Annotated in this window: 12 protein-coding genes; 7 read left to right on the top strand and 5 right to left on the bottom strand. The window is 66.0% G+C overall.

Going from position 1 to position 15,339, the window contains the following annotated elements; genetic code table 11:
• Position 1: 1 nt before the first annotated feature.
• From Rhe02_RS00955 to Rhe02_RS00945, 3 genes are all read right to left on the bottom strand, one after another.
• Positions 2-1,213, bottom strand: a complete 1,212-nt coding sequence (locus Rhe02_RS00955; RefSeq protein ID WP_203906058.1) for a phage tail sheath family protein — start codon at positions 1,211-1,213, stop codon at positions 2-4.
• 11 nt (positions 1,214-1,224) lie between these two features.
• On the bottom strand, positions 1,225-1,893 hold the full coding sequence (locus Rhe02_RS00950; protein WP_203906057.1) for a carboxypeptidase regulatory-like domain-containing protein: 669 nt from the start codon (positions 1,891-1,893) through the stop codon (positions 1,225-1,227).
• Between the two features lie 128 nt (positions 1,894-2,021).
• Positions 2,022-4,592, bottom strand: coding sequence for a CHAT domain-containing protein (locus Rhe02_RS00945; RefSeq protein ID WP_203906241.1), 2,571 nt, complete (start codon positions 4,590-4,592; stop codon positions 2,022-2,024).
• Between the two features lie 155 nt (positions 4,593-4,747).
• Here Rhe02_RS00945 and Rhe02_RS00940 point away from each other — a divergent pair, with 155 nt between their 5' ends.
• Genes Rhe02_RS00940 through Rhe02_RS00930 form a run of 3 tightly spaced genes read left to right on the top strand, consistent with a single transcriptional unit; the run spans position 4,748 to position 6,941 of the window.
• Positions 4,748-5,923 (top strand): S8 family peptidase, encoded by a 1,176-nt coding sequence (locus Rhe02_RS00940; protein WP_239123150.1) that lies wholly within the window; start codon positions 4,748-4,750, stop codon positions 5,921-5,923.
• 17 nt (positions 5,924-5,940) lie between these two features.
• Positions 5,941-6,492 (top strand): RNA polymerase sigma factor, encoded by a 552-nt coding sequence (locus Rhe02_RS00935; RefSeq protein WP_203906268.1) that lies wholly within the window; start codon positions 5,941-5,943, stop codon positions 6,490-6,492.
• Positions 6,492-6,941 (top strand): hypothetical protein, encoded by a 450-nt coding sequence (locus Rhe02_RS00930; protein ID WP_203906056.1) that lies wholly within the window; start codon positions 6,492-6,494, stop codon positions 6,939-6,941. The genes Rhe02_RS00935 and Rhe02_RS00930 overlap by 1 nt, the downstream gene beginning before the upstream one ends.
• 14 nt (positions 6,942-6,955) lie before the next feature.
• On the opposite strand, the gene Rhe02_RS00925 is transcribed toward Rhe02_RS00930, so the two are convergent.
• Positions 6,956-7,486 carry a PaaI family thioesterase gene (locus Rhe02_RS00925; RefSeq protein WP_203906055.1) on the bottom strand — a complete coding sequence of 177 codons (531 nt, stop codon included), beginning with the start codon at positions 7,484-7,486 and terminating at the stop codon, positions 6,956-6,958.
• Between the two features lie 41 nt (positions 7,487-7,527).
• Here Rhe02_RS00925 and Rhe02_RS00920 point away from each other — a divergent pair, with 41 nt between their 5' ends.
• The 4 genes from Rhe02_RS00920 to Rhe02_RS00905 all read left to right on the top strand — a co-directional run bounded on the left by Rhe02_RS00920 (position 7,528) and on the right by Rhe02_RS00905 (position 10,856).
• Complete coding sequence (locus tag Rhe02_RS00920; protein ID WP_203906054.1) at positions 7,528-7,761, top strand: hypothetical protein; 234 nt, start codon at positions 7,528-7,530, stop codon at positions 7,759-7,761.
• Positions 7,762-8,181: 420 nt separating this feature from the next.
• Entirely contained in the window at positions 8,182-9,099 is a 918-nt protein-coding gene (locus Rhe02_RS00915) for an S-4TM family putative pore-forming effector (RefSeq protein WP_203906053.1), read from the top strand.
• Between the two features lie 186 nt (positions 9,100-9,285).
• Complete coding sequence (locus Rhe02_RS00910; protein WP_203906052.1) at positions 9,286-9,534, top strand: hypothetical protein; 249 nt, start codon at positions 9,286-9,288, stop codon at positions 9,532-9,534.
• A gap of 149 nt (positions 9,535-9,683) precedes the next feature.
• On the top strand, positions 9,684-10,856 hold the full coding sequence (locus Rhe02_RS00905) for an aKG-HExxH-type peptide beta-hydroxylase (protein ID WP_239123148.1): 1,173 nt from the start codon (positions 9,684-9,686) through the stop codon (positions 10,854-10,856).
• Between the two features lie 15 nt (positions 10,857-10,871).
• Here the strand turns inward: Rhe02_RS00905 and fxsT are convergent, their stop codons facing one another.
• Positions 10,872-14,990 (bottom strand): FxSxx-COOH system tetratricopeptide repeat protein, encoded by a 4,119-nt coding sequence (gene fxsT / locus Rhe02_RS00900; protein WP_203906050.1) that lies wholly within the window; start codon positions 14,988-14,990, stop codon positions 10,872-10,874.
• Positions 14,991-15,339: the final 349 nt, after the last annotated feature.

Genomic DNA, 15,339 nt, shown 5'->3' with positions numbered 1-15,339 from the left:
GTCAGGCTCCTGCCTGCTCGCCGCCGGTACCGGCGGACTGACTGATCTTGAAGATGACAAATTCGGCCGGTTTGACCGGAGCGACGCCGATGAGCGTCACCACTTCGCCGGCGTCGCGAACCTCGGCCGGGTTGGTTTCCTCGTCGCACTTGACGAAGAAGGCTTCCTGCGGGGTGCGGCCCTGCAGCGCGCCATCGCGCCAAACCCTTGTCAGGAAGGCGGAAATGTCTCGCCGGATCGAGCGCCAGAGCAGGTTGTCGTTGGGCTCGAAGACGATCCAGCGGGTGCCGTCGCCGATGGACTCCTTGAGCATGTTGAAAAGACGGCGCACGTTGAGGTAGCGCCATTCGCTGCCCGAGGCGGCCAGTGTCCGCGCTCCCCAGATGCGGATGCCTTCGGCGGGGAAGTGACGGATGCAGTTGACGCCGGCCGGGTTGAGGATGTCCTGCTCCACCTTGGTCACCCGGTAGGTCAGGTCGACCGCGCCGCGTACCGGCTCGTTGGCGGGGGCCTTGTGCACCCCGCGCAGGGTGTCGCTGCGTGCCCACACCCCGGCGACGTGGCCGCTGGGCGGGGTTCCCACCACGTCACCGCTCAGCGCGTCGCGTACGACGAGCCATGGCACATAGAACGTGCCGTAGTCGGACTGCCGCGGCCGCAGGCCGGCGTTTTCCTCGGCGGCCTGCGGGGCGGGGTCGCCCTCGGCCCGCTTGGGCTTGGGCAGACCGCTGGCGCCGGCTCGGGTGAGCCGCTCCACATCGCCGACCTGCTCGGGGCCGTCCAGGATGGCCATCCGGTCGCCCATCAGCTCGCAGTGCGCCAGAAGGTCCTCATAGGACAGTGCGTCGGTGTAGCCGGGCGCGGCCACCACGGCGATCTCATCGATCGCCTCCAGCAGGCGCAGCCCGCTGCGCTGACGGCCCTTGCCCGCCAACGGTTCACCTGGCGCGATGTTGACGACATAGCAGCGCCCGCCGCCATTGTCGAAGAAGCCATAGATCGCGCGGGACAGCGGGGTGCCCTGCTGGCTGTCCCCGACGAAGACCCGCAGGAACTCCGACCAGCTGTTCACGGCCACGGCTTCGCCGCGGCGCGCGTTCTGATCCGGTGCTGTGCCAACGAATCCCGCGGTGCTGGTGCCGACCGACTCGATCGGCCTGCTGCCACCGGAGACCTCCTCGACATAAATGCCGGGAGAGGAGTACATGGGCATCGACTAACCTCCTAGATTTCGCAGGTGATGACGACGGGTTCGGCCGAGACGGCCGCAACCTCGGCGGCGAGCCGCAGACCGCGGCCCGTGACGTTGAGCCGCAACGGCTGATCGGCTTGGACGCCGCTGAGCACGAAGTGGCCGTTGGTGTCGGAATGGGTGACCGAGGTGCCATCGGCGGCGGCCACCCGCATCCCGGCCAGCGGCACGCCACCGGAGGTGACGACGCGGCCGTGAACCCGGCGCAGGGAAATGGAAACCAGGCTCGGCAGCGAGGTCACCCGGGGCGCCGTGGTGACCGGCCTGGCGAACTGAACCGGAACCTCGAAGAGCAACCCGAGGCGCTGCCCCACCCCGATCGCCTGCCATAGCGACGAGGAGACTTTTTCGGGTACCAGATAAGGCTGCTCTGTTTCCAGCAAACGATCCCAGAGCGCCAGTGCCGCCTCGGCCGGCCCGCCCACCGCCACGACATAGCGCACCCGCAGCCGAAGCGGGTTTCCTGCTTGCGCGGGAACGTCCTCCGGCAGCAGCGCCACCGGCCAGACCATGAGCCGCAAGCGATCCTGCGATTCAGGCGGCGGTGACATCTCGACCGCGACCCCCGCCGCGGCGAGCTGGTGGAGCAGAGCAGCGTTGGCGCTTACCAACGGGCCGGTGTGCTCATCGGGCAGTGGCATTGTGCGCCTCCAGCTGTCCGGCGTGCCCCGATGGCACGCTTGTCAGACAGACAGAGGTCTGGGAGCAGGCGGCTGATACGGCGGTTGATGTCGGCTGGGCGACTGGGCCGTCGCCGATATCCGACGTATCAGGCGGTACCCGCGCCGAAGCAGGTGAATGAATGTGCGGTGGCCCAGCTGTCCGGGTCAGCTGCACTGCGCGCCAAGGCCAGCGAATGCGACGGCGCGGTTCCGGCGTCGAGGTGACGATGCAGCTGCACCATGAGGGTTTGGGTCGCGGTGTCTTCGACCGGGCCGGTGCTCGCGACGAGGGTCCGGGTTCCCGCGCCGAGCAGGGTGGCGCTCAGGCCCATCAGCTCGTCGCCGGGATAGACCGTCGACAGGCCGGTGTCGCACGCGGATAGCACCACCAGCTCTGGCATCCGGCGCAGAGAAGTGAAGTGGTGCACGGTCATCGGGCCATCCGCCAGGCTCAGGTAGGAAAACAGCGGGTTGTCCGCGCGGAAGGCGCCGTGCGCGGCGATGTGCGCGCGGTGTGCGCCGTCCATCGCGGTGAGCGTGGCCTGGACAGTGGCCTGAGTGCCGACCAGCGAGGCGTCGTGGGTCAGCAGCGCGGCCAACGCTTGTACCTCCGGGACGGCGCACGGCGGTTCCTGCGCCGCCACCAGTACCGTGCGCCGTTTTCCGGTGTGCGGCACCGGTTTGTGGTGGCGATCAGAGGTGGCGGCCTGCCACCACACCGTGGCGGAGGGGGCGACGGTGATCGGGCGGCCGGCGCAGCTCGGCAGGGCCGACCACGGCAGCGCCTGCAGCGCCCCGGTGGGGACGATGACGAGCTCGCGATCGCCGATCAGCGGCCGGACCGGTGCGAGCAGCCACTCGTCGAGAAGGCGAAGGCCGTGCCTGGCGGCCGCGTCGGCGGCGGCCTGCGAGGCGGCCGAGCCGTACCTGGAAACCAAGCGGCGCAAGGCGAACCGAAGCGCGGCGACCTCGGCGGTGGTGGCCGCGGCCGTGGCCAGCTGCCGCAGATGGACCCGACCGGCCACGGCGACCAGTGCTATGAGGTGGCCCTGCTCCTCCACGAGCTCGACTAGCGCTCGGTCGCCGAGCGAGGCGATGACCCGCTCCAGCGGGATGGCCTTGTCCATTGTGGACATGGCGGCGCCGGTCCGCCAGGTGCGTCTGCGGATCGCCTCCTCCAGCGCCCGTTGCCGGCGCAGCAGGCGGTGGCGGCGTACCGGGTCGCCGTCCTGGCCGGTCAGCTCGGCGCCCACCCGGCGCAGCTGGGCCAGATCGCGGGTCAGCTCGGGGTCGTCGGGGGAGCGGGCCGGCCGCAGCCGCAACGTGGCCGCTCGCCACCGCTCCGCCCAGGCCAGCACCTGGCGGGGCCGGTGATCGGCCAGGGCCAGCCGGATGCCAAGCGCCGCAAGGTCCGCGCCCTCGCCGGAGCTGAGCACCCGCAGCTCGGTGGCGCCCAGGGCGGCCCGATACTGATCGAGCAGGCGAAGCCCGGCGTCGAGGGCTCGTTTGGCCCCGGCCGGGTCGCCGAGATGCACCAGGCTGAGCGCCCGGCCGTGCCAGGCGCGGATGCGCAACCGGGCCAGACCAGCCTTGGCCGGTGGCGCCGCCAGCCCGGCCAGGGCAGCCTGGTCGCCGCAGGAGGCGAGAAACAGCCGTGCCTCCAGCGCCTGTTCGGCCCAGCCGGAATTTTCCAGCGCGGCGGCGACCTTGCGCAGGGAGGCGCGATCCTGGCTGGCGGCGGAACGCAATTCCAGATAGCGCGCATGCACAGCCCAGCGTTCGCGCTGCTGGCGCTGAAAGGCGCGCCGAGCCTGACCGGCCGCCTCATGCGCGGCCGCCTGATCGCCCGCGGCCAGGGCGCTCTGGGCGAGCAGCAGCTTGGCTTGCGGGACAAGGGATCCCAGTTGCGCGTCGGTGGCGGCCTGCACCGCGTCCTGGGCGGCCTGCCGCGCCTCGCCCAGCAGCCGGGCCGCCAGCAGCAGCTCGGCCCGGTCGATCAGCGCCACCGCCGGACGTGAGCCGCTTCGCCGAAAATGCTCGTCGGCGCGGTCGTACCAGTCCAAGGCGGACACCAGGTCGCCGCCCTGGGCCGAGACGAAACCGAGGTTGTGCTCCACCTGGGCCACCGCCGAGGTCAGACCGAGCTCCCTATACAGCTCCTGCGCGCGAAGAAGGTCTGCGCGTGCCTGGCTCAGCCCACCGCGGTAGGCCTGCAGCACCCCGCGGTTGGTGAGCACCCTGGCCTGCCACAGCAGGTCCCCGTGCCGGCGGAAGCTGGCCAGCGCGGTGCTGTAGGCGCGCAGCGCGTCGGCTTCCCGGCCCAGCCGGCGCAACAGGATGCCCTGTTGCATGCGCGCCCGCGCCAGCGGGAGGCCGCGCAGCGCGGTCAGGGCCAGATCGATCTCCCGTACGGCCGAGCGTGGGCGGCCAAGATCGTCCAGGACCAGCGCCAGGCTCATCCGGGATTCGGCGGCCAGCTCGGCCAGACCTGCCCGCCGGGCCACGGCCACCGAAAGCCGCAGCTGGTGCGCAGCCGTGGCGGCGTCCTGTAGCTCCCGGGCGGCCAATCCGAGCGCCCGCAGCGCGGTCACTTCGCCAGCCGGATCCGCCTCGCGCTTGGCTGTCGCGAGCAGATCCACGGCGAGGGCCTGCGCCCCGCGCGGATCGGCCATGACCATGGCCAGGGCCCGGCCCGCAGTCGATGAATCCACATGCGTGATCGTCGCACGGCTCGCGGTGTCGGTCTTCCGACATAGGTGTATGTATCAGCGTCGTTCAGGGTGCTCTCTGTTTGGTTGTTCGCGATGACACGAGATGACGGAGGTTGGGCGAGATGGCACTGTCGGAGGACCGCTTGCGGCAATGGCAGCAGCGCAGGGCAAGCCGGATGCGCGGGCTGAGCTGGCTGGGCCAGGAGACGCGACCGGGCGGGCTGCCGGTCTGGTTCGCCCAGGGCGAGTTGCTCGTGCTGGCAGATCACCGGCAATCGGCCGAACGGGTGCTGGGTCAGCTCGGCGCCGCCGGCTCGATCGAGGAAAGCCAGCTCGCTCCGGGCCTGATCCGCTATCGCGGCAGTGGCCTCGATGTCCCGGTCGCGGCACGCAGGCTGCGCCAGCTCGCGCAGGACGACGGCGACGATCGGGTGGCCGCCAGCCCCAACCACGTTTTCCTGTCGGCGCCCTTCGAACATGGTGGCCCGTTCGGCCCGCCGGTTCCGGCGCTGCGTCCGCGCACCCTGCCCGCGCGCAGTGCCGGCCAGGTGTCGGTGGCGGTGCTCGACACCGGGGTGTGGCGCAACAGCCCCCTGCCGGCCCGCGCTTACACCGCCGCCGACGGCGACTATGAAAGCGACACCGATGTGGACAACGACGGTGTTCTCGACGGCGACGTCGGCCACGCCAACTTCATCATCGGGGTGCTGGCCGCACAGACCCAGAAGGCGGGCATCCGCGCCATCCGGGTGCTGGACACCTTCGGCGCCTGCACCGAGGCCGACCTCATCGTGGCGCTGGGCCGCCTCGGTGACGAGAAACTGATCAATCTTTCGCTGGGTGGCTTCACCCTCGACGACCAGCCGCCGCTGGCCCTTTCCCAGGCGCTGGGCCAGGTGCTGGCCGGCCGGGAACGGCTCGTGGTCGCCGCGGCGGGCAACGACGGCCAGCGCGGCCGCCCGTTCTGGCCGGCGGCGTTCGCCGGCGCCGATGTGCCCTGGGCGCGGCAGGTCGTCGCGGTGGCGGCGCACGATGGCACCGGCATTTGTCAATGGAGCAACAGCGGCGAGTGGGTCAGCCTGGCGGCGCCCGGCGCCGACATCACGAGCACCTTTGTGCGCCACGAGCAATTCCCGACGGGATGGGCATTATGGAGCGGAACCTCCTTCGCCACCCCGCACGTGGTGGCTGCCCTGGCCGAGGAACTGAGCCAGGCCGCCACGGTGCAGGCTGCTCTAGCAGCGGTGATGGCCAAGGCTCGAGCCAACATAGTCGGTCAATACCCGGGACTGCCGTGACGGTAGGCTCACTCGATGTGAACCTCCCCGAGGCAGACATCAAGTCGCTGCTCGACGCGGCGGCCACCGGAGACCAGCGAGCCTGGAGTTCCATCGTGGACAAATACTCCGGGCTGGTGTGGACCGTGGCGCGCAGCTTCCGGCTCGGTTCCGCCGACGCGGCCGACATCCACCAGGCGACCTGGCTTCGCCTGGTGGAACAGCTCGGGCGGATCCGGGACCCGGAACGCCTCGGCGCCTGGCTGGCCACCACCGCGCGGCGCGAAGCGCTGGCATTGCTGCGCCGGGCGGGTCACGACCTGCCCGCCAGCGATCTGCTCAGCCTGGACCGGCACGACGCCTCCCAGCCCGAGCTGGACGACGACATGCTGCAGCGCGAGCGCGACAAGTTCCTGTGGGCGGCGGTGGGCCAGCTTCCGATGAACTGCCAGCGGCTGCTGCGCCTGATGGTGCTGGACCCGCCGCCCAGCTATCACGAGATCAGTGCCGCGCTGGAGATTCCCATCGGCAGCATCGGCCCTACTCGATCCCGCTGTCTCGACCAGCTCCGGCAGAAGGTCACCGTGTGATGCCCACCAACGATGACGCCCTCTGGGAAGCCTTGCAGGGCTTGACATCCCGCCAGGATGCCGTGCCCGCCGATGTGGTGCTGGCGGCCAAGGAAGCGCTGTCCTGGCGCGATCCCGATGCCGCCCTCGCCCAGCTGGCCGACGAATCCCGTTCCGCCACTTTGGCCGGGGTACGCGGTGAGCACCAGCCCGAGCTGCTGACCTTCACGGCCGGCGAGCTCACCATCGAAGTCGAGCTCACCACCACGGGGCGGCAGGTCAGCCTGCTCGGCCAGCTGGTCCCGCCGCAGAGCGCCCGGATCAGGATCGACCATCCGGCCGGTCCCACCTGGCTTGAGGCCGATGCCCTGGGCCGCTTTGCCGCGCCCGGGCTCGCCCGAGGCCACCTGCGCATCACCTGCCATCCCGGCGATGGGGTGCCGGTCTGCACCACCTGGACGCTCGTCTGAGCGCGGCGTCGCCGTTATGGGTTGATGCGGGTAGGTTCGCGATCCATGCCCGAGGGACGGCCGTGCTCGGCGAAGTGGGTCAGATTGACCGCGAGGAACATCGCCTGCGCCTGCACCGCGACCGGCCCCTCCGGATCGTTGAGCCGGGCGGTGGCAGAAAGGTAGATCTTGCGGCCCGCGACCCCCAGACAGTGCGCGTGCAGGTGCAGGATGGTGCCGACCGGCACCGGGATGCGGAAGTCGGATTCGAGGTGGGCGGTGACCGCGGGGATGCCCAGCAGCCAGCCGAGGGTGCCCAGCGCCTCATCCATCGCACAGGCCAGCAGCCCGCCGTGGGCCAGGCCGGGGGCGCCCTGATGCTCGTCGGTCACCTCGAAACGCCCGTGGACGCTGGTGCCTTCGCCGACCGTCATCTGCATCCGCAACCCCGCCTGGTGGTGCGGCCCGCAGCCGTAGCACCGGTCATAGTGCGACGGCAGCTGCGTGCCCGGTGGGGGCGCGTCGGGGTGCAGGGTGGCTGGCTTGGCATCTTCACCGATGAGCATGACGCGAAACCTACCTGACGAGCCGACGTAGGCTTCGTCTCGTGCTGGAGTTCTTAGCGTTCCTCATGGTCGCCGGTGGCTTCGCGATCATCATGGGCGGGTTCGTCTGGTTGGCGTCGGTCATGCGCCGACGAGGTCTCGGCGGCGCCGTGATGGGCCCGCTTGACGAGGTGTACCAGCCGAATGCGCACCGTTCCCGGTTCGACCTGCAGGTGCAGGAAGAGGCCGGCGCCCCGTCGGCGTCCGCCGACGACCAGCACCCGGGCGCGCGTTGACACCCCCAAGGCTTCGCAGGCGGCCACGTCGCTGATACCGATCGGCCCGCTGTGGCAGGCGCGGTGCGACCGCTGCCTGGGCGGTGCAGCGGCGGCCACATCGAAGATGACGATTGCTCCAGGTCAATGTGCGACGGCAGAGGGCCACTTGCCACCTGGCTGACGCGGAAGCGGTAGCGTCGCTCGGAGTGGGCGCAGCCCTGCCGGGCTGGATCGCCGCGCACCGTTCCCGGTTCGACCTGCCCAGGTGCAGGAGGGGGCCGGGCCTCGGCGGCCTTAGCCGACGACCAGCACAAGCTTGCCGGGCGTTGAGGTGATCGGAAGCGCAGCGAGTGAGGCCAAGATCCGACGGTCACTCACTCACGTTCTGGCGATCCGGCTGAGGAATGCTATCGGCACGCGACCATGTAGAACTTCAATATGCCTACGGAAGAGGGCCGTGCATCCAAGGCAGAATCCGATCTGCGTGAGCAGCAGAACAGCCCAGAGTCGCTTTTGTTGCTACGCGCCATCACTGCGTCGCATTTGCGAGCCCAGCGACTCGAGGGCTTGCGCCTGAGCACCTCGGCCCTTATCGCGGTGCTCGGTCTCGTCACCACGACGGTAACCAGCATTGCTACTGCGGTCACAGTGATCGGCGGGCTGTGGGCGCTATTGCACGCAGTAGGGCTTTCGGCGTGGGCGCAACGTGAGGTCCAGCGAGCCGCGCTTCTTCAGGAGATGTTCGATGTCGCGCTATTCCGCCTACCGTGGAATCTTGTCGTGGCCGGGCCGCGGGTCAACCCAGACGAGATCAGCAAGCTCGCACGGTTGTATCGCGGCTCCGAGGACCTCCTGAGGGGCTACTACGAGATACCAGAACTGCCTGGCCCGTATGATGTCCTGGCTTGCCAGCAACAGAACCTCGGCTGGGGCGCCCGCATCCGTCAGCGATACTCCTTTGCCATCCTTATCGTGGTCGCCACATGGGCCGCCGCCGGCGTGATGCTGGGCTCGCTACTCGAAATTACCGTCGCCGACATCGTGCTCCAGTTTTACGTCCCATCGTTGGGAGCACTAATGATGGGGCTTGACACCTACCGGGCCCAGCAGCTGACGGCAAAGACCCGCTCCCAAGCGCTGATCGTGGTGCGCGAGCAAATCGTTGCGGCGCTCGGTCGGCCCGATAGCGAGCCAGAGCTGTCCCGGCTGGCGCGGGAAGTCCAGAATGTGATCTTCCAGACTCGTGTCACGTGCACCCGCGTGCCCAACATCTTCTTTGACCGGTACCGCGACCGGGATCGCGTCGACTTTCAGGCGTCGATGCAGGAGCTGTCACGTATGGTGAACGCCCACTGAATCCGGGCAAGGGCGGATGGTCTGGGAAAGTACACGCCATCGACGTATGGTAATAGACACCGGACGGACAGCCGCACCGTCAGCGGCCCGTCTGCGGCTGTCCAGCGGTATCAGCGCTGAGGCGCAAGGAATCCGAAGCTCGTCGGTGCGGTCTTCCGTCCGAAGCCGAAATCAGGGAGGTTAGCGATGGATAAGACCGACGGCTACGAGTCAATCCTGACCGATGTGAGCGTTTGGACGGCACGCGACCTAATCTCCGCAGGGGAGCCGCACCTGATCGCAGCGCTTCGGCAGCTGTTAGCTGAACGCGAGCACCCGCGCGTGGCCCTCCTGGGCTGGAGTAGTGCAGTACTGCCTGAGGCGATCGTCTCCAACTCAGTCGACGACACCACGGTCCAGCACGCGAAGGGCGAGCAGTCCGAAACTGCGCCATAGCGGAGGGGCACTTGATAAATAGATACATTTTATCGGCTGCGTCAATTACCTCGTTGGCGGCCGGGAAGCTGGACCCCCTGACGGCGAAGACGCTCCGCTCGGCCCAAGCCAGCGTCGACCACTTACTTACCGCACACATCCTTCGGTCGATGCCGACCAGCGAGCCGCTCTCCCGCGCGGTTGACGTGTTGTCCGAGGCGCAACTTCGCTCGCCGCAGCAGATCGCATGCCTGTCCAACCAGGCCTGGTCCGGACACTGGATCGCGCGCTGCATCGAGGCGCTTAAGGCCCCACAGACAAATCGTCGCACGCTCGATCAAAGCGTGGCCCGCCTCGGCGCATTTGCGGCGGTCGCCGCGCTGCGGGCTGGTGTCGATGCTGAAACCCGGACCGTGACCGACAGCGGATGTCTCGTCCTCCCGACACTGGGCGTGGCCATACCGTGCGACGGGAGCAGTTTGAACATCAGGCTGGTGGTGAAGGACGGGCGTTTGACAATTCACTGCGACGGCAACGCTCTTACCGTTCAGCATGGCCAGGAATCGGCATCTACTAGCTGGATCGCGATGCGGCGTTTGACAGCAATGCATGGCCAACTCGCACTAGATCTCGCTTTCGATGACCTAGACCCGCTCCGCGACTGCTATGGGGCACGTACGACCGGACGAGTGCCATCGGATCAGTATGGTCGCTGGAACGAATTATTCTTGTCGGCCTGGCAATTACTTTGTAGGCATTCGCCGCAACGGGCGGCGCAGGTATCGCAGATCATGCAGGTGCTGGTGCCCCTAGCACCTCAGCCCGGGCTCGCCGAGATAAGCATGACATCGCAGGACGCGATGGGTGCGCTAGCCATGACTCTGCCAACCGATCCTGCTCGCTTCGCAATTGCGCTAGTCCACGAGCAGGCCCACTCCACGCTCAACGGGCTATTAAACCTCATGCCGCTATTCGATCGCCGTAGTGAGGCCCGCTACTTCGCTCCCTGGCGACCCGATGCCCGGCCAATAGGTGGACTACTTCACGGCGTATACGCATTTCTGGCCGTCGCCGAGACCTGGCTGGATCTCAGTGAAGATACTCGCATTCGCCAGACCGCAGAGAACGAGCTTGCCCTTCGGCGAGTACAGGTGGACACGGCCTTGGACATACTTGTGTCCGCTGACTCACTGACTCCCGAGGGCGTGCAGTTTGCCAAAACCATGCGGCATAGATGCGATCTGCTGATGGCCCAGCCGATCCCGGCCAGCGTCGCTGCTCATGCAAACGATGTACTCCGCGCTCAGCACAAACTATGGCGACAGCGCAATCGCCAACAATGAAACAGAAAGATTCGCCTACGTTGGCGGGGGTTCGATATCACACTCCATTCGCTCGCCTCGGGCCGCATCAAGCACCTCGGGATGATCGGCACCCAATGTCTCCCGCATTCTTGACAACGAATTGTCGAGCAGTGCACCCCCCGCAGCGTCGTCGCGCGCGGCGTTGACCGCACAGGCCAGCGTCACGGGGTGCTTCTCGCCGTAGATTTCCCGTGCGTGGTCAAAGGTCTGCGCCGACAGTTGCCCAGCAGCCATAACGTCTCCGGAGAGGGCAAGCCCGTTCGCCCTGCCGTTGGCTGCGGCAATCGTATAAGGGTGTTTCGGCCCGAGAAGGTCAGTCAAGTGCCTGAGCGAGTGCTCGCTGATCACCGCCGCCTCGTCGTAGTCACGGGCCGATCGCAATGCGATCGCCAGATTCACGTTTGCTGCGAGAGTGAACGGATGCTGGTCGCCAAACACTGATCGATACGTGTCTACACATTCGCGCAACTCGGCACGCGCCGCCGAAAATTCGCTACAGCAGCGCAAGGCGTTGGCATAACTCATTCTTGCCGACAGCGTATGCTCGTGGTTCTTTCCAAACTTCGCGTGATGGTCGTGATAATTGTCCCGGCCGGCATCCCGTGCATCTGCGTAGTATCCCGATTTCCGGAGCGTGATGGTGATGGTCCGTGCCGCCATCAAAACCTCGCCGTGGTGCAGGCCAAGCTGGTCGCGATACGGCTCGAGGTTCTTGCGCTGCATTTCCAATGCATCGCGGTATTTACCAAGGCCAATTTGATCGCGAGCGAAGTTTGCTACGCAGAACAAGGTCCGGGTATCGATGTCGCCAGCGCTTTCACGCCACAATGAAACGAGTCGTTGATCGATATCGAACGCCTCTTCGAACCTGCCCAGGTGCCGCAGGCTGACCGCAAGGTTGTTTTGCGCGCGCCGGGTCGCCTGATCTTTGTCACCCCAGACCCGCACGTGGCGCTCGACATTATCTCGTTCCACCGCAAGGGATTCGACGAACCGACCTTCCATCCGCAAGCCCACTCCGAGCCCGTTGGCCGTGTTAAGCGTATGTTCATGATCCTCACCAAAGTGCGTGCTGTTGCGCAGCCGCTCAAGGGTAGCGGTGTTAAGCTGGTGGGCCTTGGCAGCCTCACCCAGCAGTCTTAGTGCGTCGGCGAGGAGCCGGGAGGCGATCAAGACCAACTCCTGGTCTAGGCCGAGAGCTGCGTCGGTCTTTCCTTCCCACGCTTTCAGCGTCGTCTCACCAAGCATCTTGCTGGCCAGGTAGTCGCCGGTCTTGAACAGATACCGAATCTCATCCAGCACGACGGTTCGCGCCACCTCCTGCGGTGCATCGAGCAGCTCGGCGGCGTGGATGTGCGGAAAGATCTCCTTGTAAACCGGCCAGTTCTTAGGGACGTCGGGGTACCCGGGATTAGCCAATGAAAGCAGGCGTTGGGCATTCGACCTGGCCTGGTTGAGCCGGTCCTCCACGAGTTCTTCCCGTAACACCCGCTGCACCAGCCGGTGCACTTGAACCCGTTGGCCCTCCTTGGTATCAACCCGAGCCAGGCCGAAGCGCCGCAGCTCCCGAATAACGCGGTTGAGTTCGATCGGGCGGTCTAGCGCAGCCGCCAGAGCTTCGGATAACCCACTTCCACGTCCAGCGCGCAGCAAATCAACCGAAATCGGTTCAGCGCCAAGGAAAGCGAACAACTCAAGCAGCTCAGCGGCGGCAGGTGCATCCGTTCTCAACCGACCCACGGCAACCTTCAGAATGCCGTAGATAGTATCCGGGTAATTGGACGGCCTGCCCTCACTTAGCAGCTCCCTCAAGTTCTTGTCGAACAACTCCAGATATTCGCTCACTGGCATACCGGTGCTGGCATGCCAGATAGCTGCCTGTTCCAGGGCTAGCGGAAGATCGCCGAGCTTTTCCGCGAGACGGGCAGCATCATGATCACTTATGCTCTTCCCGTGCAGCTGCAACAGCTTGACGCTCTCCGAACGCTCAAAGACATCGACCTCCACAGCTCCGCTCCCAGTCGCCCAAGCGGCGTTGTTGCGCGAGGTGATGATCACGTGGCCGCCGGCGCTGGGCACCAATCCGCTGATGTCGTCGGGACTATCAACATTGTCGTAGACGAGCAGCCAACGGCTTGTACTGGTAGCCAATGCGTCCAGCACGAGCGCGATTGTTTGCCGGACCTCCTCACCGGCGGGAAGCTGAAGTTTCCTCGCCAGCTCCACAAGCGACGCTCGCACGAGAGACGGGTCCTCGGCCGACATCCACCACACAATCTCGTAATGATGGAGGTTGCGGTGAACAAACTCGGTGGCGAGCTGAGTCTTACCTACGCCGCCCAGGCCGTGCAGGGCCTGCGGGATCACCGAGACCGCCGACGCTTCGTTCAAGGTGGTCGCCATGATACGGAGGAGTTGATCCCTGCCAGTGAACGCCGGATTCTTGGCCGGAAGACTACCGACAATCTGCCGCCTTTGCGGAGGGTTCTTCACCCCCTCCACGCTCGGGGTTTGCGTCGTCTCGGAAATCATGGAGCCTCCTGGCAAAGACTGACTATTCGGATATAACTTAGTAACTGAGGTGGAGCCGCCTGAATTGGGGTCGTCGGCATTTGTATCGCCGACCCATAAAGGCTTGGTAGTGGGGTGCTGGCTAGAGGCGCGCAGCGAAGTGGAACAAAGTTGGCGCAATGTTTCGTCGGTATACCCGTGGTTGCGGCCCACCGCACTGAGCCAGCGGTGCAAGGCAAGATCATGTGAGCCGGTGCTGAGGTGCGCCAGTTGGTCTACGAAAATTAGTAGTGGAGGTGCGGGCGCAGAACTTGCATCCGCCCTCTGAAGAAGCTCGACCAACGACGACGCGTTCTCCCAACCAGCCGACTGGGCGTCTGGATGGGACGTAGCGTGGTAGGCAGCAGTTAGAAGCTCGTGTGATGACTCGGCCAAGAGCCGCAACAGCGTGGCGAGCTCCGTCGGAAGTAGCGAGGACTGCCGCGATAGGTCGCCGGTCACCGACAGGGTCTGGGACTGAGACCACGACGAACGCGATGACGGTAGCGATAGGGGGCGTCGCAATGAAACCGGCGTGCCTGGATGGTAGTGGTGATGACGGCGCAGGAATGCGGCACCAGCGCGGGCGGCAAGTCGCAAGAACCACCATCGCCCCGCCTCCCCTACGCTCTCAAATGAGGTGAAGAGCGTGGCCGTGGCCTGGACTGATAGCAGGTACTGTGAGCGCCAGTCACCCAGCCGCATGGCCTTTATCGCCTCGTTGCCAGTGCGGTAGATGACCTCAAGGATGTGAGCCATCAGCGTGCTGAGGCGAGGTGGCGTCGGAGGCCACGGTTCAAGGACAAAGTCGAGAAGGGCTTCCTGCTCATCGGCGCGCAGCTCCGACACCGACGGTGCGATGACTGACAACATGAGGGTCACCGGGTCGCGGGTGACAGGTGCGTCATCTTCGAAAGTTGACAGATCCACCAGACGAAACTTCTGTGGCTCGAACTGGCCGTACTCCTGCGGGATCAGCACGTTCTCGAGGTGCAAGTCGCCGTGGGCGGGACCGCGGATGACATCGAACTTCAGATGAGCACCTAGCGCCGGATCGCTGGCCATCATCGCCGGGTTGGGCAACGGGTGGCCATCACGGCCGGCATCAAGGATCCATCTTGCCTCCGGCTCTAGCAGACGCACATGCTTTGCGAGGGCATGAACCGACCCGCCGGAGTTGAGGGCTCCGCGCAATTCGCCTTGGAGGAAAGCGCCGACCGTAGTGTCACTGGTGCGTATCCGCGCCGAATTCCATTCGGCCAGCAAGCCATGGACCACAATCCCGCACGATCGGGCCAGATGGTCATCGGGGACCTGAGAGAGGGGAACACCATCTAAGGTCGCGGTGGCGATCTCCTGGAACATCAGCATCCCGCCGCCGTTTATCGGGTGCGCACTATAGATCTGCTCGACCAGGTGTGCTGCATAGAAGGTCGCGCTCGAACTTGCTTTAGCCTGGCGATGGGCTGTCGGCTCGCGAGCATACGGGCCGGGCGGGCAGACCTTGACGATGACCTTTACATCAGGATCGCCCAGGGTGCTGACGTTGACCGCTGCTAGCACGGCTCCCGTGTAGCCGCGAGAGGTCCACTCGGGACTGGCTAGTCGGACCGAGCGGGACTTTGCCAGCGCCCAGTCGCGAAGGGCTGACGCGGCTCGGGATCCAAGCACGCGGGCCAGTCCGTCCGTTGTGGAATCGGCTGACATGGTACCAGACCTCACTAAGCACGCATGTTCCGCCCGACCAGCAGTCGATCTACACAGGGAGAGATGACCATGTAGAGAATGCCAATGATGCCGACCACCGTATCCGCAGAGATACATCTAGGGCAACCCATGCGCCTTCTGTCCAACTTGTGACCACCAGCGGCAGGTGTCCATAGCTGTCCTGGCGATGGCCGCTTGCCCATTC

The sequence above is a fragment of the Rhizocola hellebori genome (genome assembly GCF_016862955.1).
GTDB lineage: Bacteria > Actinomycetota > Actinomycetes > Mycobacteriales > Micromonosporaceae > Rhizocola > Rhizocola hellebori.
Note: the sequence above shows the minus strand (reverse complement) of the source record. Positions and strands in the feature narration are given on the sequence as shown.